We start from the raw sequence: 26,090 nt of genomic DNA, 5'->3' as shown, positions 1-26,090 counted from the left end.
GATGAGCGCCTTGTCCGCACCGGCCAGCGACCTCGGTCCGACCGCACTCGACCCCAAACCCCTTCTCGACGCGGTCGACACCGTGCTCGGCGCGCATCGGCGTCCGGTCGAGCTGCATGAACCGAGGTTCGGAGCGCGCGAGCGCGAGTTCGTGCTGGATTGCATCGACACCAACTGGGTGTCCTCCGCCGGGGCGTATGTGACCCGGTTCGAGCAGATGACCGCGGAGGCGACCGGCGCCCGCCATGCGGTGGCGATCGTCAACGGCACCGCCGCGCTGCATGCGGCGCTGGTGCTCGAAGGCGTGCGGCCGAACGACGAGGTGCTGCTGCCGGCGATCACCTTCGTCGCCACCGCGAATGCGGTGAGCCATGCCGGCGCCGTTCCGCATTTCGTCGATTCGACCTGGGATACGCTCGGGATCGATCCCGCGGCGCTCGACAGGCATCTTGCCGCAATCGCCGTGCAGCGGGATGGCGGATGGGTGAACCGGAAGACCGGCCGCCGGCTGCGCGCCGTGGTTCCGGTCCATATCTTCGGCCATCCGGTCGACATGGCCGCGCTCGGCGCGGTGGCCGCGAAATACGGCCTCGTGGTGGTCGAGGACGCGACCGAATCGCTGGGCTCGACCTGGAACGGGCAGGGATGCGGCACCTTCGGCCATTCCGCGGTGCTGAGCTTCAACGGCAACAAGATCGTCACCACCGGCGGCGGCGGCATGATCCTGACCGACGACGACGAGCACGCCCGCCGCGCGCGGCATTTCACTTCGACCGCGAAGAAGTCGCACGCCTGGGCGTTCGATCATGACGAGGTGGCCTACAATTACCGCCTGCCGAACATCAACGCGGCGCTCGGCTGCGCGCAGATGGAACGCCTGCCGGCGATGATCGCCGCCAAGCGGCGGCTGGCCGAGCGTTACCTCGAGGCGTTCAGCGCGTTTCCCTGGGCGCGCATCTATCGCGAGCCGGCAGGGGCGCGAAGCAATTACTGGCTGAATTTGCTGGTGCTCGACGCCGAACATGCCGGCGAGCGCGACCGCCTGCTGGCGGCGCTGCACGGCCACGGCATCCGCGCCCGGCCGCTGTGGACGCCGATGCACCAGCTTCCGATGTATCGCGACTGCCCGCATTCGCCGCTTGGCGTCGCCGAGGACATGTCGGCGCGCTGCATCAACCTGCCGAGCAGCCCGTTCCTCGCCGAGGACGGCAAAGAGAGCACGAGCACGATCTGATGTCCCGCGTTGTCTTCTTCACGATACAAAGCACGACGGCGTGGTGGCACTATTTGGCGTCGCGCATGGAATTTGCCGAAGCCTTCGTGCTCAGCGACCTCCGCGACGAGGGCGACCACTCGCTGGTCGACGACTTCTATCGCTTCATGGACCGGCCAGACGCCGCGGCCATTGCGCTCGCACGGTTCGGCCGCGATGGCTGCGACGACATCATCCTGCGTTGCCGCACGCTCAGGGGCGTCGACCGCGATCTCGCGATGCGGATGATCGGCGGGATGACGCAGGCAATCGAGCTGGCCTATGACAAGCTCGATCCCGACCTGGTGGTGACCTTCACGATCGACCGCTATGTCATGGATCTGCTGGAGCGGATCGCCAACCGGCGCGGCATCGATTTCCTGGAGATGGCCACGTCCATCATTCCCGGCCAGGTGATGCTGATGCGCCGCGGCCGGCCGATCCGGCTTCACGATCCGTCGAGCAAGGACGTCGATGCGGCGGTCGAGCAAGTCTGCAGGGACGATTTCGCGCCCACCTATGTCCGCAATCTCAAGCGTTTTTCGCTTGCCAGGTTCTGGTACGTGTTCGGCTACCATGCGCTGCGCGGCGTATTCTTCAACGTCCGGCGCTTCCTCAAGCGCGACCGCTACAACAGCCACTATCTCGAAGCGCTATGGTGGCTCAAGCACCGGGCACGGCCTGCCGACGTCGCCGTGTTGCGCTTGATCGACCATGATTGGGAGAAGCGGCTGGCCGATGTGCCGCGCGAGAAGCGCGTGTTCCTCGGGCTGCAGCTTTTCCCCGAAGCCTCCATGGATTACTGGCTCGAGTCGCAAGCCATGATCGCCCATGACGATGTGGTGGTGCGCTATTGCGAAGTGCTCGGCCGCGCCGGCTATCGCATCTTCATCAAGGACCATCCTCTGCAATTCGGTTTCCGGCAGCGCGCGCTATTCCAGCGGCTGTCGAAGCTGCCCGCGGTGACGCTGGTGCCCTATGACGTGCCGGCCAACGTCCTGATCAGCAAGTGCGGGGTCTCAGTGACCTTCACCGGCACGATCGGCTTCCAGGCCGCCGTTGCGGGGCTGTGTTCCGTCGTGTCCGAACCCTATTACGCCACGGAGCATGAATTCGTGCACATACGGGACGTCGGCGAGATCGACGAGCTGGCGGAGCGGCTCGCGCGCTGGCAGCCCCCCGGCGATCTCGCCGCGACGCGCCGGACGATCATGCAGCACCTGGTTTCGATCAGCATCGAGGGCGATTATTTCGGCTGGCGCAACTTCGATGCGGAGAACGCCGCGCTGCGTGCCCAGGTCGAACCGCTGGTGCGGTCGCTCAATCTGCACTTGCCTCGCTTTATGAAATTGCGTGAAAGCGCCCCGGCGCCAACCGCCGCCATCGGCCAGCGGTGATGATGCAATCCGCCTTTGATAGTTTCGACAAGACCTCTTTCGCAAACCAACTCAGTTAGAGATCAAGGCTGTATCTTGGAACACGATTCCGTAGGATGGGCTGGAGGTTGGCGGCCACAGCTTCTGCGCCGGTGGCTCCTGATCTTGTTGATCGGCTACGTCCTGATCTTCTGCGTTGCCTATACGCTGGACTATCGCCTGCCGATCGACTCGGTGCGGATGCTGACGTTCTTGCGCTGCGTGCTGCTGTTCGCGGCCTGCTGCTATTTGATCGCGCTGCGGCGCAAGCTCGCCGCCTGCCTCGACCCGTTCGCCGCCTGTATCCTTGCGATCATCGTGGTCGGTGCCGTATCGGGGCTGTTCGGCGGCGCTGATCGGTTCGCATATCTGCGGCATGCGTTTCAGTACAGCTTCCTGCTTGCCTTCTATCTTGTCGGCCGCGAGATCGGCACCCGGCCGATTCGAGAGCCTGCGGTCAAGTTCCTCTCGATCGCCATATTGACGGGCTACGCGATCGCCGCGGTAACCTTCGCACTTACTCCGGGCCTGCAATCGGGCAGTTACAGCTACCAGCCGAACCTTGCGCTGCTTGCGGTGAGCTATGGTGCGTCGGCGGGGCGGTGGATCATGGTGGCGCTTGGGTCGCTGCTGATTATCATCGGAAACAAACGCGCGGTCTATCTCGCGCTAGCGCTCCTGCTGGCGATTGCCCTGGCGCTGCGATTGGAACGGAAGCCATCTTGGCAGCTGCGCACCGTCGTGGTCGCCATGGCTGCACCGGCAATCGGATTTGTTCTCGCGTTCATCGTCTTGCAGGTAAGTATGCTGCTCGGCGCACCTACGGCCTCTTCCGTCGTTGCGCGGTTCAATGTCGAGTCGACGCTCTATGGCGATACGGAAGGGACTGAAGTGCCTGGAACTGCGCGAGCGCCCGAGGGGAGCCAGGCGCCGACATCGGCAAATTCTATGCGGAAGGAAAGCTCGCCGCAGAAGCCGAAGGTCGATCCCATCGTACGCTTTACTTCAGCACGCAATATCGAGTTCGAGGCTGTTTGGGAGATGGCGAGGCAAGGCCCGGCCGAAGCCGTTTTCGGCCGCGGATTGGGAAGCCAGTTCACTATGAAGTATATCTCGCCGACCGAGCATAAGCTCCTGCAGTATGACCGCGACCAAGCGGATGTTGCGCCGGTGCATATCGCGCTGACCAGCGGCATTCCGCTTGCGGCGGTTTTCACGGCGCTTTACTGCGGTATGCTGCTGATGATCTTTGTCCGCATTGATCAGGTAGAGGGCGCGGATCGCGCGCTCGCGATGTTTTCGATCAGCATAGCGCTCGACGTTATGCTTGGGTTTAATCCAACGAATCCGCTGTGCTGGCTGGCGCTTGGTGCGATCTCTCGCCGCCTTCTTCCCGAGTTTTCGCTCGCTCCCGCGGGCTGGCTCTGGAGACGCTCCATTGGCTAAGACCACTTTTCGACCTGAAATCCTGATGTGCGTCGTGTGGATTGCATTCGTGACCGTCTACGCGACGGTCCCGATCAGGTATGTCCACACGCCGGGCTTTGCCGCCTGGGGGTTGATGCTGGCAGGCGTCGTCGCCTTCTGCCTCGGGGCTGCGTTGAGCAGGCTGTCGACGCAAGGCCCGGCGCAACCGGCCGAAGATGATTTCGGCTACCTCGACGCGCTCATCATCATCTGCGCGATCATGGGCCTCACCGGCGCCGCGTTCATTGTGATCGACAAGGTGTTCTTCAGCGGGCAGGATTGGTCGATCGGTATTACGGCGCTGCGTGACCGGCGTTTCGTCGAGGTCGTCGAGGGGGTGCCGATCAGGCGATCTCCACTGGTATATATCGGCTACCTGACGATCTCCTTTTCGTGTGTTTCGGTGTGTTTGTTCCTGCTCAAGGGCGAGAAGGTGGGACGCCTTGCGGGTTGGCTCGCGCAGGCATCCATTCTGGCGATGGCGGTCTACGCCGTGCTGTATGGTGGCCGCATGCCGATCCTGCTCATTATCCTGCTTGCGATCGGCTGTGCGATGGTCAGGAAGCTCACCCACCAAACGCTGCTGCCAAGCGGCTGGTACCTTTGGCCGAAGACGGCGTTTGTAACGCTCGCGTTCTTCGCCTACACGAATCTGGTCTGGACGCTCCGCCGCGACATGAACCGGGTCGTCGATTTCGACGGCTTCGTGCGCGTTGCGGACAAGAAATGGGATCTGGCGATCAGCCCGTGGCTCGATCACGCCGTGCGATCCGGAAAAATCGCTGCCGGCACCGTGATGGATTTCGTCAGCACGGCAATGTATCTCACGCACAGCCCGACGACGGTACAGCGGATCGTCGAGCATTCTTCGTCGCTCTCGACCTATTTCGGCCTTTACCAGATCGGCGTCCTGTCTCCGCTGTTTGACGTGTTTGCGCCGGGGCTGAAGCTGCCGGAAACCATGCGGGCGGAACTTGCCTCAACCGGCATATTCGGCTGGTTTCCCAACGCCTGGGGGGCCTGGCTGCTGGATTGCGGGTACTATTTCGGACTATTCGCGATTATTGTCTGGGGCGTTCTATCCGGTGCCGCTTACCGGGCGGTGCTTCGCGGTGGTTCGGTCGCAGCCCAGCTCATGCTCGTGTTCGTCTACATGACAATCCTGGTCAGCCCGCTGAATGCCCCATTCGGTATGGCAAATTCGTTTCTGATCTTCTGCTCATTCGCAGTCGTCGCCGCGTGGCTCTGTTGGCGCACGAGGCGTGCTCAGCGTTCAATCCGGTAAACCCGGCCGTTCGTATTTGGGTCGCTGTTGTCGCTCGTGGAAAATTGAATCGTGTCGGACCAATGGACGAAGCGGCCCCTGCCGTGCGCGATGATATCGTTGGCCGAGCTGTGAGCCGGGCCAAGCTCCGTTTGGTCCTCGAATAGCCTCAGCTTCGATCGCTTCGGGTCCTCCGCGCTATCTGCCCCTTGCACATCGCGTTCCCTGTCATACCAGACGTACAAATGCGTCTTCATGAACTGTTTAAACGGACCTTGCATCACGGCTGGGTCCGGCACTTTGGCGTGATCCCTCACGTAAACCGCCATCGGGAAGTAAACCGACAGGAAAACGAGGGTCCCAAAGGCCCAGATTTTCATCGCGTATTTCATCTGCGCGAACCGTTCGTCCCGCTGTGCCTTGCGGACGCCAGGATCAGACCAGCACCGGTTAATCCGAAAAACAAGCTTTCCGAGCCTCCGGTGCGAGAATCCGCGAACCTTTTTCATTCACATGGTCGGCGTTTTGGAACATGTCTTGGTCTTCAAATCGAGACCAGAACGAGACGTAGCGAATACCTCGCTGTTTCGCTATCTCCTCATAGAAGGCCTTCACGTTGGCAAACGCCGCGATCCTATCGGCGCGCTCCCGATAGTATCGATCGACTGGGTAATTCATCAAGCACACGGTTGCACCGCGAGCGATCAGGAAATCGATCAGCTCGACGTAGATCCGTGCTTCAGCCCGCTCGCGGAAATCGCTGACAGGCGTGTGTAGGCGGACGGAGTAGTCCATGTAGCCGCTGAAGTCCGTCACCATGTCGGGAAGCGGCCCCAGCGCTGCTATCGCCTGCACCGTCCGGGGGGCAATGATTTGGTGCTGCACCTCAAACTTCGGCTTCAGTCCTCCGGAGAAATACCGCTCCCAATAGGCGGTCATAAATCGTCGGTGCCGCTCGTCGAACGCGACAAGCCGGGCCGAATAGGACTCCGGGATGCGAGAGCCTGGCGCATCCAGGCGATAGTCCGCAAACAGATGGGGGTCTGCTTCAACGATCACTTCGCCTGGCTTGACCCTCGTGAAATAGTAGTGGGCACGATCCGACATCTGCCCAATCTTTGTCCCGCCCATCCCAAGGTTCAGAAAGTCAGGTGCGTCAAATTCGCTGACAGCAGCTGCATGGGAGTCGCCCAGAGCGACGTTTCGAATGTTGGACTGCATCTTGTCAATGAGGGCTTGAAACGGGTCCTGTGCAAGAACCCTCGTTCGGAGCAGCCATTCAGACGCACCCACAAAGGGGATCACCCCTCCCAGGACGAGCACAAAGTATACGGCGATCCAGTGCTTAAAATTGGAAGTAGATGAACTCACCTGGAGCACCCGCATAGATTTTGAAGAGCGCCAACAACGTGACGGCGGCTGTTAAGATGGCTGTTCCGGTTGTTGGGCGCCACGTCAGAACCCGATTGAACACATTGTCCGGCACCTCGACTTTGTCGAGAGCCGGTTTGAACTTTGCGAGCAGTTCCTGCGTATTCGGCAACAGGAACACGAACAGCGCTGCAGCGACCAGCCAAGCTATGTTGTGAAGGCTCTGGTAAGTGATGAGATTGCCGGTGACTATGTGGCGCATGGCGAATTCGCGAAAGGGTCCGAAGAACTGAAAGCGTTCAGGAACGACGATGCCGTTCAACCCTCGCATGGCCCGAAGCATGACCATTGCGCCGTCCCAGGTGTTCGCCCTGAAAAATACCCAGGCAAAAACAACGGCCGGAAATACGAGCAGCGAGGACAGGGGCGCCAGCATCTTGTCCAGGCCGGCTCGGACGACAGCTGGCGCCTGCATGATATGGCGAAAGCCGTGGTTCACGATAAGATAGATGCCGTGCAAGGCTCCCCAAATGACGAACAGCCAGCTGGCGCCGTGCCACAGACCGCCGATCAGCATCACAATCAGTAGATTGGCATATCTTCGGACTTTGCCGCCGCGGTTGCCGCCCAATGGTATGTAAAGATAGTCGCGCAGGAAACGCGAAAGCGTGATGTGCCAGCGACGCCAGAACTCAATGATGCTCCCCGCCTTGTAGGGAGAGTTGAAGTTGATTGGCAGCTTGATGCCGAACAGGCGCGACAATCCGATTGCAATATCGCTGTAGCCGGAAAAGTCGAAGTAGATTTGAAACGTGAAGGCCAGCGCGCCGCCCCAAGCATCGAAAAAGCTGATGGGTTGCGCCTCGTTCGCGAGTCGAAAAGCGAGGTTGGCATGTTCCGCGAGCGTGTCCGCCATGATGACCTTTTTGAACAGCCCGATGGCGATCATTGACAGTCCGATGACGACATCCGCCTGCGAGATCGATCGGATGCGCTCGTTGGTGAACTGAGACATTACCTCCTTGTGGTGGATGATTGGGCCGGCAATCAGGTGAGGAAAGTAGCAAACGAACAGCGCGTATTTCGGGAGTCCGAGGTCGTCGGTGCGACGGTTGTAGACGTCGACGAGGAAGGCGATCTGGATGAAGGTGACGAACGAAATGCCCAGCGGCAGCAGGATCGCGACGGGATGCAGCGCGCTGCCGGTCAGGGTGCTGAAGGTCAGGAGGAGGAAGTTCGTATACTTGTAGTAGCCGAGCAAAGCGACGTTGGCCGCAATCGCAAGGCCCAGTATCCATTTCGAGCGCCTGCGCATCAGCAGCATCGCGGCCGCATAGTTGAATGCGATCGAGACGAGGATGAGCAGGATGTAGATCGGCTCCCATGCGCCGTAGAACACGAGTGAGCACGCCAGCAACCACAGAATGATCCAGCGAACGTCGCCATAGCGCCGGCAAAGCCAGAAGCCCAGCGTGGTGACGGGCAGGAACAGCAGCAGAAATTCAAGGGAGTTGAATAGCATCCGGACGGTCGTTAGTGCAGGAAATTGGACTGATTTCGGAGACGCTGTCTGTGTGCGAACGGTCCGGAAGCGCTGCGTCCGTCCGCGCAACAACGGTCAACCTTGACTATGTTAGAATCAGGCTAGACCATGGCTGCCGGTATTGCAAACCGGGCGTCATCTGTCCGCCCTTGGATATGAGCTCCATCCATACGTTCAGCGCTGCGGGGGCGGCTTGAACAAACGCATCGCCGATGCGCCATCAGCATTCTTGCGCACTCGGCGGGCGCATTGTGCCGTGGTTACGACAAGTAGATCCGGTTGACGTAGCGGTCGATGCTGACGCCGTCTTGGCTCGTGACGTAGGGAGCGACAGGCTTCTTGGGACCGCCGATATAGGCGGCGAGCGAGTACAGCACCTGGAACAGCAAGCGATTCCTTGATTTCGGCGGCACACCGCGATGGATGCCGTAGGTGTTCTCGAGGAACATCGTGCCGGCGGCACCGGTAAAGGAGAGATTCTTGCCGGCGAACTCGCGAGCGATCTCGTCCTCGGAGAAGCGGCGGACCTCCGTCAGCTTGTTGATTTTATGTGTGCCCTCCACGAACGAATGCGGTCCGGAGGTTTCGTCGACGTCTGTCAGGTAGACGAATAGCTTCACGAAGCGATAGTCGTCGACATCGCGATGGAAAAGCTCGGCCTCCTTGGCCTTCTCGCCGTGTGCGATCGACCACCACGCCGACATGCAGCTGATGGTTGGCTTTGCGCCGAGGATGTGTCCCACTGCCGACAGGATGATCGGATTGTTGGCGATAGCAAGCGCGTGCGGTGCACCTATGACGTCTTCATGCCGGAAATTTGCGACATGGGTGCCGGGCGGAGCGTTGTCCGGTGCACTGAACATCGGGTTGTCGGGCAGCCAGCTGTCATAGGCCATCCGACCGGTGAAGTACGCTCTCATGTCCCCGACTTGATTCGCGGTCAGCGGAGGCAGCATGACATAGCCGTGTTGGTCCAGCTTCTGTGTGACCTCGCTCGCGTCCTCGCTCTGGAGCGGTCGGGGCAGAGTCGCCGCAAGGCGATCGGCCGCAGCATTGCGTTCCTGCATGCCGGTGACGCGCCGCTGAGCATAGAAGTGACGATAGCGGGGATCCGTCAGGGTTTTGACGCGATTTTGAAGACCCGAAATGATGCCCATTTTGTCGTCCGGTCCCTTGGCTGGCAAGCAATGCCGGGTACCACAAAGACAGGTCATAGGCAAACAACGGCGCCCCCAAATAACGTGCCCGGTCGGCATTGCTGGCTGGAATTCCATTAAGATCGGAGAGGTCTTGCGGCGCTTTCATGCCGCCTGCGAAGGCGCCTGACGGCAAAGCCGCCTTCAGCGGCTAGCAATGCGATTGCCGCACAAACCGAACCAAGCGCCGCTCCCGGGAGGCCCATCGCGGGCGTCAGCGTGGCGCTGAGGCAGATGGCGGTCACGGCGGATGCAACGTTGCTCATCAAGAGTTCGCGGTCCGCGCCGGCCGAGTAGAGCGCGTGCGCCGGAATGTCGGCAAATCCCCTGAACGCAGAGGCAGCGAGCAGCAACAGGAATATATGCAGATTGTCGGAGTAGTCCGGCTTGCCGATCAGCCAGAGCACCGGGTAGATCGCAGCAATGGCAGCGGCGTTGGCGGCCATGGAATACAGAACCAGAGTCTTGGCGAAGCGGACCAGCGAGCGTGTATGCGCGAAGGCGCTCTCGTGCCTCGCCGCGATGATCACCGGCAAATATTGTTGCGAGACGCTGGTGATCAGTGACTGCACCCCGATCGCGAGCATCGAAAAGAACGTGTAGATGCCGACGTCGCGCCGCTGCAGGTAGCCGTCGATGAAGAACCGATCGCAATACGCGCTCGTCAGCACGCTCGCCACGATCACCATGAACGGGACCGACGTTCTGAGACCCTGCGCGATCCAGCGCCAGTCGACGCCGTGCCAGAGAACTTCCCTCCACGGCAATCTGCGAAACAGGACGATGGCGAGCAGGATGCCGCACGACCCGCCGATCAGCCACGCGACGAACACCGTCTCGATGGTCCGCGCCGCCGGCACCGCCATCATCACAATGCCCAGCACGTAAACCCACAGGCCGCCACGGACCAGGAGTACCAGATTGGCGGCAAGCGGTTGCTTGAAGGCGATGAGATTTCGCGACGCTTCGATGGTGAGATGCTCGACCGCGAGCAGCGCGACAAACCAGCCGACGATACCGATGAGATCTGGGCGGACGATCAGGACGACGGCAACGCCGGCCAATATCACGAGATATGTGCAGCAGTAAAGTGCGCCCTGATTGCGAATGTGTTCCACCCGCTGCTGCGGCGAGGCGACCACCTGTTCCCTGACCAGGAAGTTGTGGAATTCGAGGCCAATCAGCACGATGCCAAACGGCAGCGCGCCGGTCATCAAGCCGAAATAGCCGATGTCGTCCGTGCTCAGCGTTCGCGCTAGCAGGACGGTCAACAGAAGACGGCTGGCGAGCGTTGCGCCTCGCGCCGCAAAAATAGCGAGGGTCCCGCTGGCAAGTATCCTGCGAGCCATCTGGCCGAGCGAACCGGGCATGTTGACGCTGTCCTCTTCGTTGCCGCGCCCGGGCGTTAGCCGTCCGTGGTCCGCGACGGCTCGTCCAGATCCCGGAAATGCTTCGGGAAAGCCCCGCGCAGGTCGATTTCTTGAAGAGTTCCAGCAATCCGCTCCGACGCACCGCCGCGGCCATAAGGCGGAGCCGGCGCCGCCGGATCCACCCGGAAGCGGCCGGCGAGGATGTCGTCGAGGGCGGCGAGAATTGTGGCCGAATCCGCCGGGCAATCGATGATCGAGGCGGCGCGGAGCCGGCCCTGCTGGCGATCGCCGATGTTGATCGAGGGGGTGCCGACGGCCGGCGCCTCCAGGATGCCGCTCGAGGAGTTGCCGATCACGGCATCGGTGAGCCGCAGCGCGGCCCAGTAGCGGTCGCTGCCGAGCGAGGTGAACAGATGCGCCCGGTCCGGCCGCGCCGCCACAAACGCGCGGATCGCATCGTCGATCGCGCGGTAGCCGGGATCGGCATTGACGCCGGTGAAGATGAAGCTGCGATCCTTCACCTGTGCCAGCGCGGTGAGCAGCGCGGCGGTGTTGGCCGCATCCGCTTGCGGCTGCGCCGTGGTCGGGTGCAGCGTGATCAGTAGGAAGCGCTCCGGGCCGCTGATGCCGAGCTGCGCGAACAGCTCGGCGCAGGTGAGGGCGGGCGCGGTCGTCGCGAGATCAAGGCCGGGCGCGCCGACATTGAAGACGAAGTCGGGGTTCTCGCCCATCTGGATGACGCGGCGCCGGTACGGTTCGGCGGCGACGAAATGCAGGCAGGCCATCTTGGTAATGGCATGACGAATGGCGTCATCGAAGGCGCCGGCGGTGACCTCGCCGCCATGGATATGCGCGATCGGTATGTTCAGCAGCGTTGCCGCGACCGCGGCCGCCAGGATCTCGTAGCGGTCGCCCAGCACGACGAGGATGTCGGGCTTGAGCTGCGCAAGCACGTCGGCAAAGCCCGAGACGCCGATGCCGGTGCCGCGGGCGACCGTCTCGGCGCGGTCGTCGTCGAGCTTCAGGTTGACCTTCGCGGCCAGCGGAAAGCCGTCAGCCTCGATGGTCCGCCAGGTCTCGCCAAATCGCGGCACCAGATGCATGCCGCAGGCGATCACGCTGAGTGCTACGTGATCTGCGGCCTTGAGCCGCGTCAGGATGCCCCGCAGCAATCCGTAGTCGGCCCGCGATCCGGTGACGACCGCGATACGGCGAGGAGCGGCGGTCATGGTTACGTCCGCCACGGCGACGCGTCGAGCATGCCGTGCTCGATGACATAGGATGCGTAAGCGAGATCGGCGGCGCTCTCGATCTCGATCGAGTGCAGGCGGTCCATCATGATGCCGTAGCTCGCCGCCGGGTCGGCGTAGATCTTGCGATGCTTGCGCATGGCGTCCCAACCGACCAGGTAGAGCGCTCCGTTCATCGTCACTTCCGGCGCCTGGTCCTGCCGCCGCTGCGCCGGCGTCTTCAGCATCTTGTCGACGATGCCGCCGATCGAGCCGTCCTCGCCGAGCGTGCCGACGAAGACCGAGGCGACCTCGGTCTCGCGCATGCCGACCACGAGGCTCGCCTTGCGCGCCATGAACAGCTCGACCGCTGCGTCGAAATGTTCCGGCCGCGCGAATGGCGACGACGGCTCCAGCAGCATGATCGCGTCGTAGCGCCGGCCTTCATTGGCCTCGATCCAGTCCATCGCGTGCAGCACCACGTCGTTGGACGAGGCCGTGTCGGTCGCAAGCTCGGCCGGCCGCTCGAACAGCATCTCGGCGCCGTGGCGGACCGCCTCGGCCCTGATCTCCGGGCTGTCGCTGGAGACGATCAGGCGGCTGCAGTAGCGCGACTGCCGCGCCGCCCTGGCCTTGTAGCCGGTCAGGCTGAGGCCGCCGATCTCGCGCAGGTTCTTGCCCGGCAATCCCTTCGATCCGCCGCGGCCCACCAGAAGAAACAAGATCTGCGCCGTATCAGCCATTTGCTCGACAGCCCCCTGCATTGCGCCGGAAAACAGGCGCAAATTCCATCTCGGTCAGGCGGCTGTGGAACATCACACAAGCCGCCCGCTTGCGTTGCTTTTACCAGTGTACTCGACTAAGACAACCGCTTGATTGGAGGGTGATTTCGGTTACCCACCGCAGTCCCCGACGAAACCCTGATGCAGCGCCGAACCCTGATCATTGCCGAGGCTGGCGTAAACCACAACGGAGACCCGGCGCGCGCGCTGGCGCTCGTGGATGCGGCTGCGCGCGCGGGGGCGGACGTCGTCAAGTTTCAGTCGTTCCGCGCCGACAAGCTGGCGACCAACGCGGCGGCGAAGGCAAGCTATCAGCAGGCCACGACCGGAAACCAGCAGTCGCAGCTCGAGATGCTGCGCGCGCTGGAGCTCAGCGGCGATGACGAGGAACGCATTGCCGCGGCCTGCACCGCCGCAGGCATCACCTATATGTCGACGCCGTTCGACGCCGACAGCGCGACGCATCTGGTCCGTCGCATCGGCGTCTCGACGCTGAAGGTCGGTTCCGGCGATCTTACCAACGCGCCGCTGCTGCTGCACCTGGCGCGCTTTCGGCTGCCGATCATCCTGTCGACCGGCATGGCGACACTTGCCGAGGTGGAGCAGGCGCTCGGCGTCATCGCCTTCGGCTATCTCGGCGATGCCGGCCCGAATCCGACGCCCGCCGATCTTGCGCGCGTCCTGCTGGATCGAGCGGCCTGGAGCGAGCTGCGCGCCAAGGTCACGCTGCTGCACTGCACGACCGAATACCCAGCCGATCCGCAATCGATCAATCTGCGCGCGATGGCGACGCTGCGCGATGCGTTCGGCCTCGCGGTCGGCTTCTCCGACCACAGCCGCGGCATACATATGGCCGCCGCCGCGGTGGCGCTCGGCGCGACCGTGATCGAGAAGCACATGACGCTCGACCGCAACCTGCCGGGCCCCGATCACCGCGCCTCGATCGAACCGGACGAGATGGCTGCGATGATCGCCTCGATCCGCGATATCGAGCTGGCGCTCGGCGATGGCCGCAAGGTTCCGGCGCCCGAAGAGGTGCCGAATCGCAGCGTGGCGCGCCGGAGCCTCGTCGCCATCCGTCCGATCAGGAGCGGCGAGCGCTTCACCGAGGACAATCTCGGCGTCAAGCGGCCCGGCGACGGCATTCCGCCGATCGAATACTGGAGCTATCTCGGCAAGACCGCGCCGCGCGATTACGCCGCCAACGAGGCGCTGGAGCCATGAGCGTGATCGTGCTCTGCGCCGGCGGCCATGCCAAGGTCGTCATCGACGCGTTGCTGAGCCGTGGCATACGGCCCGCGGCCGTGACCGACCGTGACGCGGCGCGCATCGGCGAATCCGTCGGCGGCATTCCGATCACCGGACCGGACGAGGACATCCTGAGGATGGACGCCACGTCGGTCGAGCTCGCCAACGGTCTCGGCAACCGCGCCTCGCGTTCAGACTCGGGCCTGGCGGGCCGCCGCGCGCTGTTTGGCCGTTTCGCCGCGCTGGGCTACAGGTTTCCCGTGGTCGCGCACGCCTCCGCGGTGATCGCCTCGGACGCCGTGCTCGGCGACGGCGCGCAGGTGATGGCCGGCGGCGTGATCCAGCCGGCGGCGCGGGTCGGCCGCAACGTGCTGGTGAACACCCGCGCGGTGGTGGAACATGATTGCGTGGTCGGCGATCACACGCATGTTGCTCCGGGTGCCATCCTCTGCGGCGGCGTCTCGGTCGGCGAGGGCGCGCATATCGGCGCGGGGGCAGTGGTTTTGGTTGGGGTCAGCGTCGGAGCGGGAGCGATCGTTGCCGCCGGCGCTGTGGTTGCAAGGAACGTCGAGCCCGGCGGATTCGCCGGCGGCGGCCGGGACTAGGTTATTATGAACGAGATATTTGTTGTCAGTGAAGATACTCCCTTGATCGAGACGCTGCGGCGGATCGATCAAGGACATTTGCAACTCGCCGTGGTGGAGCGCGACGGCAAGATCGTCGGTACCGTCACCGACGGAGACGTGCGGCGCGCGCTGCTCGGCGGCGTCGGCCTCGATGCGTCCGTCGATCTCGTGATGAACCGGAATCCGATCACCGCGCCGGTCGGCATTTCCAATGCCGCGGCACTCAACATGATGCGCAAGCGTTCGATCCATCAGTTGCCGATCGTCGACCCCGAAGGCCGGGTGGTCGAGATCAAGCTGATCGACGACCTCGCGCTGGCGCAGCAATCCGATCACTGGGTGGTGCTGATGGCGGGCGGCCTCGGCTCGCGGCTGAAGCCGCTGACCGACGACCTTCCCAAGCCGCTGATCCGCGTCGGCGACAAGCCGATCCTGGAAACTGTGCTGGGCGGCTTCATCAAGGCCGGCTTCGGCAAGTTCTTCATCTCGGTCAACTACAAGGCGGAGATGATCCGCGAGTATTTCGGCGACGGCTCGGCCTGGGGCGTCGAGATCAGTTATCTGCAGGAGAACGAGCGGCTCGGCACCGCGGGCGCATTGTCGCTGCTGCCCGAGCGCCCGAAGCAGGCGTTCTTCGTCATGAACGGCGACCTGCTGACGACGGTGAATTTCGAGCAATTGCTGAAATATCATCACCAGCACCAGGCGTTCTCCACCGTCTGCGTCCGCGAGCATTCCGTGACCGTGCCGTTCGGCGTGATCGATTTCGACGATCACCGCCTGGTCGGCATTCGCGAGAAGCCGACCCAGAAATTCTTCGTCAATGCCGGCGTCTATCTGCTCGATCCCGGCGTGCTGGATCATCTCGAAGCGAACGAGGCGGTCGACATGCCGACGCTGATCGAGCGCACCATCGCCGGCGGCAAGCAATCGGTGGTGTTTCCGCTCCGCGAATACTGGATCGATGTCGGACGTCTTGACGACCTGCAGCGCGCCTCCGACGAATTCCAGAGGATCTTTGGATGAGCACCGAGCGCTCCTTGCGCGAAATGATGTCGCTCGGCGGGCGCGTCGCGCTGGTTACCGGCGGTGCGGGCCATATCGGCCGCGCGATTGCCGACGGCCTTGCCGAACTCGGTGCCAACATCGCGCTGGTCGACATCGCAGCGTCCGCGGGCACTGACGCCGCCGCGAAACTCACCGAGCGCTGGTCGGTCAGCGCCGAGGGCTTCGCCTGCGACTTCGAGCAGGCCGCCGCGGTGCGGGACCTGCCGCGGCGGGTGCGCGAGAAATTCGGCCGCATCGACGTCATCGTCAATTGTGCCGCCTTCGTCGGCACCAGCGGGCTCGAAGGCTGGGCGGTGCCGTTCGCGCAGCAGTCCGATACCACCTGGCGGCGGGCGCTGGAGGTCAACCTGACCGCGCCATTCGTCCTGGTCCAGGCCGCGGCCGAGGATCTGGCGGCCTCTGGGCATGGCAGCGTGATCAATATTTCCTCGATCTACGGGCTCGCCGGCCCGGATTGGCGGCTCTATGAGGGAACCAGCCTCGGCAATCCGGCCGCCTATGCGGCCAGCAAGGGCGGCCTGCTGCAGATGACCCGCTGGCTCGCCACCACCCTGGCGCCGCGGGTCCGGGTCAATGCCGTGGCGCCCGGCGGCGTGTTCCGGGCCACGCCCGAGCCGTTCCTGAGCCGCTACGTGGCCCGCACCCCGCTCGGCCGGATGGCGACCGAGGACGACATGAAGGGCGCCGTGGCCTATCTGGCGAGCGATCTGTCGGCCTATGTCACCGGCCAGTGCATTGCGGTCGACGGCGGCTGGACGGCGTGGTAAGCCGTCAACAAAATCCATGCAATTGCGGGAATCTCAGAAATGTTGAGCTGTAGCAAGTGCTTATTGCCTGAAACGGCGGAGGCGACGTCGTTCGACGAGGCCGGTTCGTGCAGCGTGTGCCGCCAGATCGAGGTCCGTGACACCCAGATCGACTGGGACGACCGCTACAAGCAGATGCAGGAACTGGTCGCGCAATATCGTGACAAGGGCCTGTACGACTGCATCGTGCCGTATTCCGGCGGCAAGGACAGCGTTTTCCAGCTCTGGTACGTCGTCAAGAAGCTCGGCCTGAAGCCGCTGGTGGTTCGCTTCGACCACTGGTTCTACCGTCCGCTGATCGAGGAGAACAACACCTCGGTGTTCAAGCAGCTCGGCGTCGACGTCCTCAACTTTACGCCGAACTGGCATGTGGTCCGCGAACTGATGCTGGAATCGCTGAAGCGCCGCGGCGACTTCTGCTGGCACTGCCACACTGGCATCTATGCCCACACCATGCAGATCGCGATCCGCTACGAGACGCCGCTGCTGTTCTGGGGCGAGAGCCTCGCCGAATACCAGTCGTTCTATTCCTATGACGAGATGGAAGAGGTCGACGAGAAGCGCTTCAATCGCGCCATGAATCTCGGCATCACCGCCGACGACATGTACGAATTCCTCGGCGGCCGCGTAGCCAAGCGCGACCTCTATCCTTTCGTTTATCCGCCGCGCAAGGACCTGATGCGAATCAAGTGCCGCTCGATTTGCCTCGGCAGCTACATCAAGTGGGACACCAAGAAGCACGTCGAGATCATCAAGCGCGAGCTCGGCTGGAAGGGCCAGGAGGTCGAGGGCATTCCGCCGGAGTACGACTACGAAAAGGTCGAGTGCTTCTTCCAGGGCGTGCGCGACTACCTGAAATACATCAAGCGTGGCATGGGCCGGACCAACCACCTCGCCAACATCGACATCCGTAACAAGCGCATGACCCGCGAGCAGGGCGAGGCGCTGGTGCGGGAATTCGACGGCAAGCGGCCGCCGAGCCTCGATCTGTTCCTCGATTATCTGCAGCTCACCGAGGAGCAGTTCCTCGGCATCGCGATCAAGCATGAGGTCAGCCCATGGCAGTTCTCACCGAACCAGGTCGAGCCGGGCCGGCGGATGCCCGACATGGACAAGTGGGATCGCACGTCGGTGCCGTGGCCGAACCATCCGGGCGTCGAGATCGGCGGCGGCAAGGGATAGTCGGGGTTTGACGGGACCGCGCCATGGGCGCGGCGGGAGCGGGGCAATGTCACACGTTGCGATCGTCGATTACGGCATCAACAATGTTCGCTCGGTGCGCAACGCCGTCGAATATTGCGGCTTCGACCCCGTCGTCACCCATGACGAGGACGCGATCGCCGACGCCTCGCACGTGATTCTGCCCGGCGTCGGCGCGTTCGGCGACGCCATGACCAACATCCGCGCCCGCGGCATCGATGCGATGCTGGAGCGGCACGTCCGCGAGAAGGGCAAGCCCTTCCTCGCGGTCTGCCTCGGCATGCAGTTGCTGGCCAAGACCTCCGAGGAGCACGCCGATGACGGCGTCGCGCATCGCGGGCTCGGCTGGTTCGATGCCGACGTGCTGCGCCTGCTGCCGAACGATCCCGCGCTGAAGATTCCGCATATGGGCTGGAACATGGTGGCAAAGGAGCGCAGCCATCCCATCCTCGCCGGAATCCGCGAGAGCAACCTCGCATTCTATTTCGTGCACTCCTTCGCCATGCGCTGCAATGCGGAGAGCGACGTGGTCGCCTACGCCCAGTACGGCCAGCCGGTCACCGCGATCATCGCGCGGGACAATATCGCAGCAACCCAGTTCCATCCCGAGAAGAGCCAGGACAGCGGGATCGAGCTGGTTAGCAATTTTCTCCGCTGGAATCCCTGAAGACAACCCCGCGATGCTGAAGAAGAGACTGATCCCGAAATTCCTGCTGCGCGACGGCAGGCTGGTGAAATACGTCCGCTTCTTCGAGAACGAGCGCGCCGCCGGCAATCCGGTGACCACGGCGAAGGTCTACAACGACTACGGCGTCGACGAGTTGATCGTGCTCGACATCGTGCCGAGCGCGGCCTCGCGCAGCCGTGTCGTCGAGATCATCGAGCGGATGTCGGAAGAGATCTTCATGCCGTTCACGGTCGGCGGCGGCGTCAAGACGCTCGAGGACGTCAACATGCTGCTGCGTGCCGGCGCCGACAAGGTTTCGGTCAACTCGGAAGCGGTACGCCGGCCGGAGTTCCTGCGCGAGGCGGCGCGCACCTTCGGCGACCAGTGCATGACGGTGTCGATCGACTACAAGCGGATCACGCCGCACCACGCCACCGTCTTCATCGACGGCGGCCGCGAGCACGTCGCGCTCGATCCGGTCGAATGGGCGAAGCGCTGCGAGGACCTGCATTGCGGCGAGGTGCTGCTCGGTTCGATCGACCGCGACGGCACCATGTCGGGCTACGACCTCGACATGATCCACGCGGCCTCGCGCGCGCTGAGCGTGCCGTTGATCGTCTCCGGCGGCTGCGGTTCGCTGCAGCACGCGATCGACGCGCTGGAGGCCGGCGCCTCGGCGGTGGCGATCTCGTCGATGTTCCTGTTCACCGATCACAGCCCGATCAAGCTGCGCAGCCATCTCGCCTCGCGCGGCCTCGACGTGCGCTCCAGCTCTTCCAGCAGGAACTAGCACCGTGCAGCTCTCGCTTGGCCGCCATGAACTCGCCCTTTATGTGCAGCGGCAGTTCGAGACGTTTTTCCCCGACGGCGCCGACCTCGGCGACCTGCCGGCCTTCGTCGACAAGGCGCTCGACCGCATCGAACATTGCTTTTCCCGGGTTCGGCTCAAGGGATTCACCGCGAACGGCGAGGCGAGGTTCTCGCACTGGCACTGCGACCAGTATGCGATCTTCCTGTACTACCTCGCCAACACCGCGTTTCGCGAAAAGCCGGGGCATCCGATCGCCGACAAGGCCTACGCGCTGAACAAGGCACTGCACGCGCTCGACGCCTTCTACGAGGTCGAACTGCCCGACGTGTTCGCAGTCCAGCACCCGGTCGGCACCGTGCTCGGCCGCGCCAGCTATTCGGATTATTTCATCTGCTATCACAACTGCACGGTGGGCGCGAACCTCGAGAACGACTATCCGTCGTTCGGCCGCGGCATCGTGATGTACGGCGGCAGCCGGATCATCGGCAAGACCGCGGTCGGCGACAACAGCTTCGTCTCGACGGGCGCAATCGTCATCGACGGCGGCCCGCTCGCCGCCGACAGCGTGCTGCACGGCATCTACCCGAACGCGCGCCGCTCAGCGACGTCGCGCAACGTGGTGCGCGACATCTTCGGGGTCACCAGTTGATCAGGTCAGCCGCTTGAAGCCGGAATGCGCGACCGGGCCGCGCAGCAACTGCTTGATCGCGTTCTGGTCAACCGCGGCCCGCAGCTCGCGGAACACCTCGTTCACCGCCTCAAGGTAGCGGTCGACATGGGCGTCGGTGTGCGCCCACATCGCGTAGAATGAGCCGGTGGCGAAGATGCCGCGGTCGAGCATCATCTGGGTGAACAGCGTGCGGGTCTCCTGCGCCTCGGGCAGTTCGAACGCGAAATGGCCGAGTGGCGAGATGCCGGAGATATGCACCGGCAGGCCGGTGGCCTGCGCCGCTTCCGCCCAGCCCTTCTGCACGCGGGTGCCGATCCGCATTAAGTGCCTGGCGACGTTCTGCTCGCGATGCTTGCGCAGCGTGGCGAGGGCGGCGACCGGGCCGACGCGCTCGGTCCAGGCGGTCGAGCTGACGAAGGTCTCCTGCGCGGCGTCCATCACGGAGGCGCGGCCGACGATCGCGGCCATCGGAAAGCCGTTGGCGATCGCCTTGGCGAAAACAGCGATATCGGGGTCGACGCCATAGGCGAGATGGGCGCCGCCGGAATTGATGCGGAAGCCCGAGGTGACCTCGTCGAAGATCAGCGCAGCGCCGCAGCGGTCGGCCAGCGCCCGGATGCCCTGGATAAAGGCCGGCTCCGGCTCGCTCGAACGCACCGGCTCCATCACGATCGCGGCGAGCCGCTCGCCGTGTTCGGCGACGATCGCCTCGATCTCGTCGAGCTTGTTGAAGTGGAACGGCTGCATCAGCCCGGCGAGGCCGCGCGGCACGCCCTTGGTGTCGAGACCGGGCAGCAGGTGTCCGTCGAGCGCGGTGGTGGCGCCGAGATTGGCGCTGAGATACCAGTCGTGCCAGCCGTGATAGCCGCAGAACGCCACCATGTCGCGGCCGGTCGCGGCGCGCGCGATCCGGACGGCGATCGCCATCGCCTCGCCACCGGCGCGGCCGAAGCGGACCATATCCGCCCAGGGGTGCAGCTCGACCAGAAGCTCGGCAAGTTCGATGTCTTCGGCGCAATTGAGCGTCGACATCGAGCCCTTGTCGATCGCGGACTTCACCGCCGCATCGACATCCGGATCGGCAAAGCCCAGGATGGTGGCGCCGATCCCGCAATAGCTCATGTCGAGATAGGTCCCACCGTCGAGATCGGTGACCTCGGCGCCCTTCGCCGATTTGAAATAGCTCGGCCACTGCTCGGGAAGGAACATTTCCGGCCGCTTCGAGAGCAACTGCGTTCCGCCGGGGATCACCTTGCGGGCGCGCCGGTAAAGTGCCTGTCCTGTTCCCGACATCAAATCAAATCCTTCCCCCGAAAAGCCTTTGGCTGAATACCCCATGGCCCGGCCCCGGGCAAGGCTATCCGCTTGTCGCTTCAGCTTGAAATCGCCGCTCAGGACCTGCAAAAGACATCGCGGCAGGGCGGGGGCAGGGGCGAGCCAAATCGATGATGACCACGGACGGCGAGAAGCGCTTTCGGGCGGCAGGCATGATTGCGCTTGCCGGCGTCGTCCTGCTGTGGCTCGCCGTTTCGGCGATCGCGGTGTTCCGAGAGGGAACGTGGGGCGATGAGGTCGCCTACATCCTGAAGTCGTGGTGGTACATCACCGGCACGGTCCGTCCCTATTCCGCCGCGGATGCGACCTGGTATCAGCCCCTGATCTATTATGTGATAGGGCCCTGGCAGTGGCTCTTCGGTCACGACGTCGTAGCGTCGCGCTCGCTGACCGTGGTGATCACGGCGGTCAACATCGGCCTGCTGGCAAGCCTGTTGCGCCGGTTGAACTGCGGCGTCTGGCCGATCATCCTCGCGATCATCGTCTTCGCGTTGACGGAAGACAGCATCTTCTACTTCAGCAGCGCTACTCCATATGCGCTCGCAGTCTGTCTGCAGCTGATCGCGTTGCATTTGATGCTGACGATGCGGCGGAACGCGGACTACGCCGTCATCGTCGCGTTCGGCGTCGTGCTGACGATGCTTTACTTCGTCAGAATCAACATGGTTTCGTTCATTGCGCTGAGTCTCGCGATCGTCTGTATCAGGGCCGGCCGCGACCGTTGGCGGGTCTATGCGATCACCGCGGCGATCTTTGTCCTGACGTGGTCGATCCTAGCCGCGATCTGGGGCAGCCGCTTCGTCTATATCTCGCTGTGGTTTCCCTTCGTGACGGACTGGCTGTCGCGCGTCGGGATCATGCCGTTCCCGCACGCGCTGAGCCTGAGCCATCAACTGGTGACAACAGGGATTCCGGTTCACAGTTCGCTGGCCGATCTGCTCGGGTACATGTTTGGCTGGGATATCGGCGTGAGCTGGATCGTGGCGCACCATGGCCTGCCGATCGCTGCGGCCATCTTCGCGTCCGTTGCATTGGCCATTCCCGCGATGCCGAACCGGGGATGGATCGCGGTCCTTGTTGCAGCCTATGCCTTCCTGCTGCTGTTCCATCACTTTGGCGCGCAATCCTACTGTCCGATCTGCATCCAGGCCTACGCGAACTATTTCAACTATCTGGCGGCGCTCGCCGGCGCGCTCGCGCTGAACGGTTTGTCCGAGGTAGTCCGGCGGAAGCAGATCGGACGAGCGGTCTCGATCGGAGTGATCGTGGTCTCGCTTGTGCTGGCGTCGCTGCAATCGTGGAGCTTGTCGGGGAGCAACAGGCTGCCTTCGATCCGCAATCAGGAAACCTCCCTTTCGGCCGAAGTGCGCCAGGCTGGCGACGCCCTCAAGGGTTTTGCCCCGGCGGATTCGCTGGTCGGACTGGTCAGCATGGACCCGAGGATTCCGCTGGCGCTGTCTGATGCGGGCATGCGCGTTCCTCCCGTCGCCCTGACACTGACCTCGTTCTACCGGAAGCTGAACGACAATCTGACGGCAGAGCAACGGACGGTCACGACGGCCGAACTCGAAGATCTGTCGGGCTGGACGGACTCGACAGCCGAAGGCTGGATGCGCAACGAATACGAGTTTCTCGTTGTGCAGCGGCGACCGGACAGGTTTCCGGCTTGGCTGATCTGGGCTCCGGACGCGCCACTCGTGCAGCGGGGACTGGCGCAATGTTTTGAAAAGATCGAGACTCGGTCGTTCGACCAGATGGTGCCGCCGTTGGCGATCGAGGTCTATCGCCGCACGAAGCGCGGCGAAGCGTGCGTCAGGGGCTGAGCCGACGCCGCCGAGCGCAGATCGGTCCGGTGCCGACGCAACTGGCCCTTCGGTGGTCAGGCTCGCCGATCGTGCCCTGCGGCCGGGAAACCGCTGGCTGGTCCATCGGTGCATATACCTTGCGCTGCTCCGAGTTTTCCGAGTAATGGACGGTATTCGCGCGGCCCGGGAGGCCGCTTGTTCCCCCGGCAGGAATGAGACAACACAGGGCCTTTGCATGATCAGATTTGGCCTGCTCGGTTGCGGGCGTATCGCCAAGCGTCATTCCGACCTGCTGGGCGGCAATCACATCGAAGGAGCCAAGCTGATTGCAGTTTGCGATCCGGTCCCGGCGCGTGCCGATGCGATCGCAGGCAAATTCGGCGTTCCGGCCCACTACGACATGGACGAGTTTCTGGCGCGCAAGGACCTCGACGCAGTCGCGGTGCTGACCCCGAGCGGCCTGCATCCGGCGCATGTGATCGCCTGCGCCAAAGCCGGCAAGCACGTCGTGGTCGAGAAGCCGATGGCGCTGCGGCTGCAGGACGCCGACGACATGGTCCGGGCCTGCGACGAGGCCGGGGTGAAGATGTTCATCGTCAAGCAGAACCGCTTCAACGTGCCGGTGGTCAAGGCGCGCGAGGCGCTCGATGCCGGCCGCTTCGGCAAGCTGATCCTCGGCACGGTGCGCGTACGCTGGTGCCGCGATCAGGCCTATTACGACCAGGACGACTGGCGCGGTACCTGGGCCTATGATGGGGGCGTGCTGACCAATCAGGCGAGCCACCATGTCGACATGCTGGAATGGTTCTTCGGCGACGTCGTCAGCGTCCATGCGCGTGCGACCACCGCGCTCGCCAGGATCGAGACCGAGGACACCGCCGTCGCGACGCTCAAGTTCCGCAACGGCGCGCTCGGCATCATCGAGGCGACGACCGCGGCGCGCCCGACCGATCTCGAGGGCTCGCTCTCGATCCTCGGTGAACGGGGCACGGTCGAAATCTCCGGCTTCGCCGTCAACCAGATCCGGCACTGGCGCTTCATCGACGAATTGCCGTCGGACAAGGACGTCATCGAGAAGTTCTCGGTCAATCCTCCCAATGTCTATGGCTTCGGCCACCAGGCGTACTACCACCACGTGGTCGATTGCCTGGTGAACCAGCGCGCGGCGCTGGTCGACGGGCTCGAGGGCCGCAAGAGCCTGGAGCTGATCTCGGCGCTTTATGAATCGATCGAGACCGGCGCCGAGGTCGCGCTGCGCTTCACGCCGCGGCTGAGCCGGCTGGGCGTCGTGTCGTGAACCGGCCGGAGGTGCATCAAGCCGGTGTTCGCGACGTCGCGTTCGGCGCGCGCGTCAAGGTCGTCGAGCCGTGCAACCTCTACGGATGTAGCATCGGCGACGACTGTTTCGTCGGCCCCTTCACCGAGATCCAGAAGGGCGTCGTGATCGGCGCTCGCACCCGCGTGCAGTCGCATGCCTTCGTCTGCGAGCTGGTCACCATCGGCGAGGACTGTTTCGTCGGCCACGGCGTGATGTTCGTCAACGATACGTTCTCCAGCGGCGGACCGGCACGCGGCCGCAAGGAGCTGTGGCGCGAGACCGTGATCGGCAACCGCGTTTCGATCGGCTCCAACGCGACCATTATGCCGGTTCGGATCACCGACGACGTCGTGATCGGCGCGGGCTCGGTCGTGACCAAGGACATCACCACGCCCGGCACCTATGCCGGCAATCCGGCGCGCCGGCTGCTGGCGAGCCAATAGGGGACGTTCAATGCCGGTGCCGTTCGCCGACCTGCAGCTGCAGTATCAGAACATCAAGGGCGAGATCGACGCCGCGATCGCCGGCGTCATCCGCGACAACGCCTTCATCCGCGGCCACTATGTCGACAATTTCGAGCGAGAGTTCGCGGCGGCATCCGGGACCGCCCATTGCGTCTCCTGCGCCAACGGCACCGATGCGCTCTACCTCGCGATGCGGGCGCTAAAGGTCAAGCCCGGCGACGAGGTGATCACCACGGCGCATTCCTGGATCTCGACCGCGGCGATGATCACCCATGCCGGCGCCAATGTCGTGTTCTGCGACACTGACGGTGCCACCTTCACGATCGATCCGGCGGCGATCGAGGCCGCGATCACGCCGCGCACGGTCGGCATCATTCCGGTGCATCTGTACGGGCAACCCGCCGACATGGACGCGATCATGGCGATTGCGAACAAGCACAAGCTCTGGGTGATCGAGGATTGCGCCCAGGCGCACCTTGCGCGCTACAAGGGCCGGATGGTCGGAACATTCGGCGAGGCCGCGACCTATTCGTTCTATCCGGGCAAGAATCTCGGCGCGATGGGCGATGCCGGCGCTGTCGTCACCAACGATGCGGCGCTTGCCGAGCACATGACCATGCTGGCGCGGCACGGCGGGCTGGTGAAGCACCAGCATCGCATCGAAGGCATCAACAGCCGGCTCGACGGCATGCAGGCCGCGATCCTGTCGGCAAAACTGCCGCATCTTGCGGGCTGGACCAAGGCGCGGCAGCAAGCGGCCGAGGTCTACGACGCCGGCTTGAACCAGATCGAGGACGTCGTGGTGCCCGCGGTCGGCCCGCAGCGCAGCCACGTCTATCACCTCTACACGATCAGACATCCGCGCCGCGACGCACTGGCGGCATATCTTTCCGCCAACGGCGTGCAGACCGCGATTAACTATCCGACCGCGTTGCCGTTCCTCGCGGCCTACGCCCGGCTCGGCCACCATCCGGAACAATTCCCGAACGCGCACCGCGATCAGCGACAGATCCTCTCGCTGCCGATGTTCGCCGAGATCACCCGCGAGCAGCAGGACGAGGTGATCGAGCTGGTGCGGACGTTCTAGAGCATGATCCGGAAAAGTGTGAAGCGGGTTTCCCTCGCGACAAACGCCGGACGCGTTTGCGCGGAGATCATGCTCAAACAAGGCGCTAAAGCGCGA

The 26,090-nt window shown here is 63.5% G+C and carries 24 protein-coding genes; 16 read left to right on the top strand and 8 right to left on the bottom strand.

The window, feature by feature from the left end; translation table 11 throughout:
- The first annotated feature begins 1 nt into the window (after window position 1).
- From J6500_RS07945 to J6500_RS07930, 4 genes are all read left to right on the top strand, one after another.
- Window positions 2–1,234, top strand: coding sequence for a LegC family aminotransferase (locus J6500_RS07945; protein WP_225712133.1), 1,233 nt, complete (start codon window positions 2–4; stop codon window positions 1,232–1,234).
- Window positions 1,234–2,649, top strand: coding sequence for a hypothetical protein (locus J6500_RS07940; protein WP_225712132.1), 1,416 nt, complete (start codon window positions 1,234–1,236; stop codon window positions 2,647–2,649). The genes J6500_RS07945 and J6500_RS07940 overlap by 1 nt, the downstream gene beginning before the upstream one ends.
- 144 nt (window positions 2,650–2,793) lie before the next feature.
- Window positions 2,794–4,113 carry a hypothetical protein gene (locus tag J6500_RS07935; RefSeq protein WP_225712131.1) on the top strand — a complete coding sequence of 440 codons (1,320 nt, stop codon included), beginning with the start codon at window positions 2,794–2,796 and terminating at the stop codon, window positions 4,111–4,113.
- Window positions 4,106–5,419 carry a hypothetical protein gene (locus tag J6500_RS07930; RefSeq protein ID WP_225712130.1) on the top strand — a complete coding sequence of 438 codons (1,314 nt, stop codon included), beginning with the start codon at window positions 4,106–4,108 and terminating at the stop codon, window positions 5,417–5,419. The genes J6500_RS07935 and J6500_RS07930 overlap by 8 nt, the downstream gene beginning before the upstream one ends.
- On the opposite strand, the gene J6500_RS07925 is transcribed toward J6500_RS07930, so the two are convergent.
- From J6500_RS07925 to J6500_RS07895, 7 genes are all read right to left on the bottom strand, one after another.
- The gene (locus J6500_RS07925) at window positions 5,401–5,790 is read right to left on the bottom strand and encodes a hypothetical protein (protein ID WP_225712129.1); all 390 of its coding nucleotides are present in this window, start codon (window positions 5,788–5,790) and stop codon (window positions 5,401–5,403) included. The genes J6500_RS07930 and J6500_RS07925 overlap by 19 nt on opposite strands.
- 58 nt (window positions 5,791–5,848) lie before the next feature.
- A complete protein-coding gene (locus J6500_RS07920; RefSeq protein ID WP_225712128.1) occupies window positions 5,849–6,769 on the bottom strand; it encodes an SGNH/GDSL hydrolase family protein in 921 nt (306 codons plus the stop codon).
- The gene (locus J6500_RS07915; protein WP_225712127.1) at window positions 6,744–8,291 is read right to left on the bottom strand and encodes an MBOAT family O-acyltransferase; all 1,548 of its coding nucleotides are present in this window, start codon (window positions 8,289–8,291) and stop codon (window positions 6,744–6,746) included. The genes J6500_RS07920 and J6500_RS07915 overlap by 26 nt, the downstream gene beginning before the upstream one ends.
- 281 nt (window positions 8,292–8,572) lie before the next feature.
- Window positions 8,573–9,469, bottom strand: a complete 897-nt coding sequence (locus J6500_RS07910; RefSeq protein ID WP_225712126.1) for a phytanoyl-CoA dioxygenase family protein — start codon at window positions 9,467–9,469, stop codon at window positions 8,573–8,575.
- A gap of 116 nt (window positions 9,470–9,585) precedes the next feature.
- Window positions 9,586–10,878 carry a lipopolysaccharide biosynthesis protein gene (locus J6500_RS07905; RefSeq protein WP_225712125.1) on the bottom strand — a complete coding sequence of 431 codons (1,293 nt, stop codon included), beginning with the start codon at window positions 10,876–10,878 and terminating at the stop codon, window positions 9,586–9,588.
- Between the two features lie 35 nt (window positions 10,879–10,913).
- Window positions 10,914–12,107, bottom strand: coding sequence for a UDP-N-acetylglucosamine 2-epimerase (neuC, locus tag J6500_RS07900; protein WP_225712124.1), 1,194 nt, complete (start codon window positions 12,105–12,107; stop codon window positions 10,914–10,916).
- Between the two features lie 2 nt (window positions 12,108–12,109).
- Complete coding sequence (locus tag J6500_RS07895) at window positions 12,110–12,850, bottom strand: acylneuraminate cytidylyltransferase family protein (protein ID WP_225712123.1); 741 nt, start codon at window positions 12,848–12,850, stop codon at window positions 12,110–12,112.
- Between the two features lie 180 nt (window positions 12,851–13,030).
- On the opposite strand from J6500_RS07895, the gene neuB reads away from it, so the two are divergent.
- The 8 genes from neuB to J6500_RS07855 are packed head-to-tail and all read left to right on the top strand — an operon-like array spanning window position 13,031 to window position 19,964.
- A complete protein-coding gene (neuB, locus tag J6500_RS07890; RefSeq protein WP_225712122.1) occupies window positions 13,031–14,113 on the top strand; it encodes an N-acetylneuraminate synthase in 1,083 nt (360 codons plus the stop codon).
- Window positions 14,110–14,742: a NeuD/PglB/VioB family sugar acetyltransferase gene (locus J6500_RS07885; RefSeq protein WP_225712121.1), complete on the top strand. Its 633-nt coding sequence runs from the start codon at window positions 14,110–14,112 to the stop codon at window positions 14,740–14,742. The genes neuB and J6500_RS07885 overlap by 4 nt, the downstream gene beginning before the upstream one ends.
- Window positions 14,743–14,748: 6 nt before the next feature.
- Window positions 14,749–15,789 (top strand): nucleotidyltransferase family protein, encoded by a 1,041-nt coding sequence (locus J6500_RS07880; RefSeq protein ID WP_225712120.1) that lies wholly within the window; start codon window positions 14,749–14,751, stop codon window positions 15,787–15,789.
- Window positions 15,786–16,598, top strand: coding sequence for an SDR family oxidoreductase (locus tag J6500_RS07875; protein WP_225712119.1), 813 nt, complete (start codon window positions 15,786–15,788; stop codon window positions 16,596–16,598). The genes J6500_RS07880 and J6500_RS07875 overlap by 4 nt, the downstream gene beginning before the upstream one ends.
- Window positions 16,599–16,637: 39 nt before the next feature.
- Complete coding sequence (locus tag J6500_RS07870) at window positions 16,638–17,819, top strand: N-acetyl sugar amidotransferase (RefSeq protein WP_225712118.1); 1,182 nt, start codon at window positions 16,638–16,640, stop codon at window positions 17,817–17,819.
- Window positions 17,820–17,865: 46 nt separating this feature from the next.
- Window positions 17,866–18,504, top strand: coding sequence for an imidazole glycerol phosphate synthase subunit HisH (gene hisH / locus J6500_RS07865; protein ID WP_225712117.1), 639 nt, complete (start codon window positions 17,866–17,868; stop codon window positions 18,502–18,504).
- 13 nt (window positions 18,505–18,517) lie between these two features.
- Window positions 18,518–19,294 carry an imidazole glycerol phosphate synthase cyclase subunit gene (locus J6500_RS07860; RefSeq protein WP_225712116.1) on the top strand — a complete coding sequence of 259 codons (777 nt, stop codon included), beginning with the start codon at window positions 18,518–18,520 and terminating at the stop codon, window positions 19,292–19,294.
- Window positions 19,295–19,298: 4 nt separating this feature from the next.
- Entirely contained in the window at window positions 19,299–19,964 is a 666-nt protein-coding gene (locus tag J6500_RS07855; protein ID WP_225712115.1) for an LbetaH domain-containing protein, read from the top strand.
- On the opposite strand, the gene J6500_RS07850 is transcribed toward J6500_RS07855, so the two are convergent.
- Complete coding sequence (locus tag J6500_RS07850; RefSeq protein ID WP_225712114.1) at window positions 19,965–21,278, bottom strand: aminotransferase class III-fold pyridoxal phosphate-dependent enzyme; 1,314 nt, start codon at window positions 21,276–21,278, stop codon at window positions 19,965–19,967.
- Window positions 21,279–21,715: 437 nt separating this feature from the next.
- Here J6500_RS07850 and J6500_RS07845 point away from each other — a divergent pair, with 437 nt between their 5' ends.
- From J6500_RS07845 to J6500_RS07830, 4 genes are all read left to right on the top strand, one after another.
- Window positions 21,716–23,143, top strand: coding sequence for a hypothetical protein (locus J6500_RS07845; RefSeq protein WP_225712113.1), 1,428 nt, complete (start codon window positions 21,716–21,718; stop codon window positions 23,141–23,143).
- 217 nt (window positions 23,144–23,360) lie between these two features.
- Window positions 23,361–24,422: a Gfo/Idh/MocA family protein gene (locus J6500_RS07840; RefSeq protein WP_225712112.1), complete on the top strand. Its 1,062-nt coding sequence runs from the start codon at window positions 23,361–23,363 to the stop codon at window positions 24,420–24,422.
- Window positions 24,419–24,886, top strand: a complete 468-nt coding sequence (locus tag J6500_RS07835) for an acyltransferase (protein WP_225712111.1) — start codon at window positions 24,419–24,421, stop codon at window positions 24,884–24,886. The genes J6500_RS07840 and J6500_RS07835 overlap by 4 nt, the downstream gene beginning before the upstream one ends.
- A gap of 10 nt (window positions 24,887–24,896) precedes the next feature.
- Entirely contained in the window at window positions 24,897–25,994 is a 1,098-nt protein-coding gene (locus J6500_RS07830; RefSeq protein ID WP_225712110.1) for a DegT/DnrJ/EryC1/StrS family aminotransferase, read from the top strand.
- The last annotated feature ends 96 nt before the right edge of the window (window positions 25,995–26,090 follow it).

Source organism: Bradyrhizobium semiaridum, assembly GCF_020329505.1.
Classification (GTDB): domain Bacteria; phylum Pseudomonadota; class Alphaproteobacteria; order Rhizobiales; family Xanthobacteraceae; genus Bradyrhizobium; species Bradyrhizobium semiaridum.
The sequence above is the reverse complement of the archived record's forward strand: the minus strand, read 5'-3'. Positions and strand labels throughout refer to the sequence as shown.

Coding starts and splice junctions, on each gene's coding strand:
- J6500_RS07945 (WP_225712133.1), top strand. CDS start 2: ATGAGCGCCTTGTCCGCACCGGCCAGCGACCTCGGTCCGACCGCACTC.
- J6500_RS07940 (WP_225712132.1), top strand. CDS start 1,234: ATGTCCCGCGTTGTCTTCTTCACGATACAAAGCACGACGGCGTGGTGG.
- J6500_RS07925 (WP_225712129.1), bottom strand. CDS start 5,790: ATGAAATACGCGATGAAAATCTGGGCCTTTGGGACCCTCGTTTTCCTG.
- J6500_RS07915 (WP_225712127.1), bottom strand. CDS start 8,291: ATGCTATTCAACTCCCTTGAATTTCTGCTGCTGTTCCTGCCCGTCACC.
- J6500_RS07910 (WP_225712126.1), bottom strand. CDS start 9,469: ATGGGCATCATTTCGGGTCTTCAAAATCGCGTCAAAACCCTGACGGAT.
- J6500_RS07905 (WP_225712125.1), bottom strand. CDS start 10,878: ATGCCCGGTTCGCTCGGCCAGATGGCTCGCAGGATACTTGCCAGCGGG.
- neuC (WP_225712124.1), bottom strand. CDS start 12,107: ATGACCGCCGCTCCTCGCCGTATCGCGGTCGTCACCGGATCGCGGGCC.
- J6500_RS07895 (WP_225712123.1), bottom strand. CDS start 12,850: ATGGCTGATACGGCGCAGATCTTGTTTCTTCTGGTGGGCCGCGGCGGA.
- neuB (WP_225712122.1), top strand. CDS start 13,031: ATGCAGCGCCGAACCCTGATCATTGCCGAGGCTGGCGTAAACCACAAC.
- J6500_RS07885 (WP_225712121.1), top strand. CDS start 14,110: ATGAGCGTGATCGTGCTCTGCGCCGGCGGCCATGCCAAGGTCGTCATC.
- J6500_RS07880 (WP_225712120.1), top strand. CDS start 14,749: ATGAACGAGATATTTGTTGTCAGTGAAGATACTCCCTTGATCGAGACG.
- J6500_RS07875 (WP_225712119.1), top strand. CDS start 15,786: ATGAGCACCGAGCGCTCCTTGCGCGAAATGATGTCGCTCGGCGGGCGC.
- J6500_RS07870 (WP_225712118.1), top strand. CDS start 16,638: ATGTTGAGCTGTAGCAAGTGCTTATTGCCTGAAACGGCGGAGGCGACG.
- hisH (WP_225712117.1), top strand. CDS start 17,866: ATGTCACACGTTGCGATCGTCGATTACGGCATCAACAATGTTCGCTCG.
- J6500_RS07860 (WP_225712116.1), top strand. CDS start 18,518: ATGCTGAAGAAGAGACTGATCCCGAAATTCCTGCTGCGCGACGGCAGG.
- J6500_RS07850 (WP_225712114.1), bottom strand. CDS start 21,278: ATGTCGGGAACAGGACAGGCACTTTACCGGCGCGCCCGCAAGGTGATC.
- J6500_RS07840 (WP_225712112.1), top strand. CDS start 23,361: ATGATCAGATTTGGCCTGCTCGGTTGCGGGCGTATCGCCAAGCGTCAT.
- J6500_RS07830 (WP_225712110.1), top strand. CDS start 24,897: ATGCCGGTGCCGTTCGCCGACCTGCAGCTGCAGTATCAGAACATCAAG.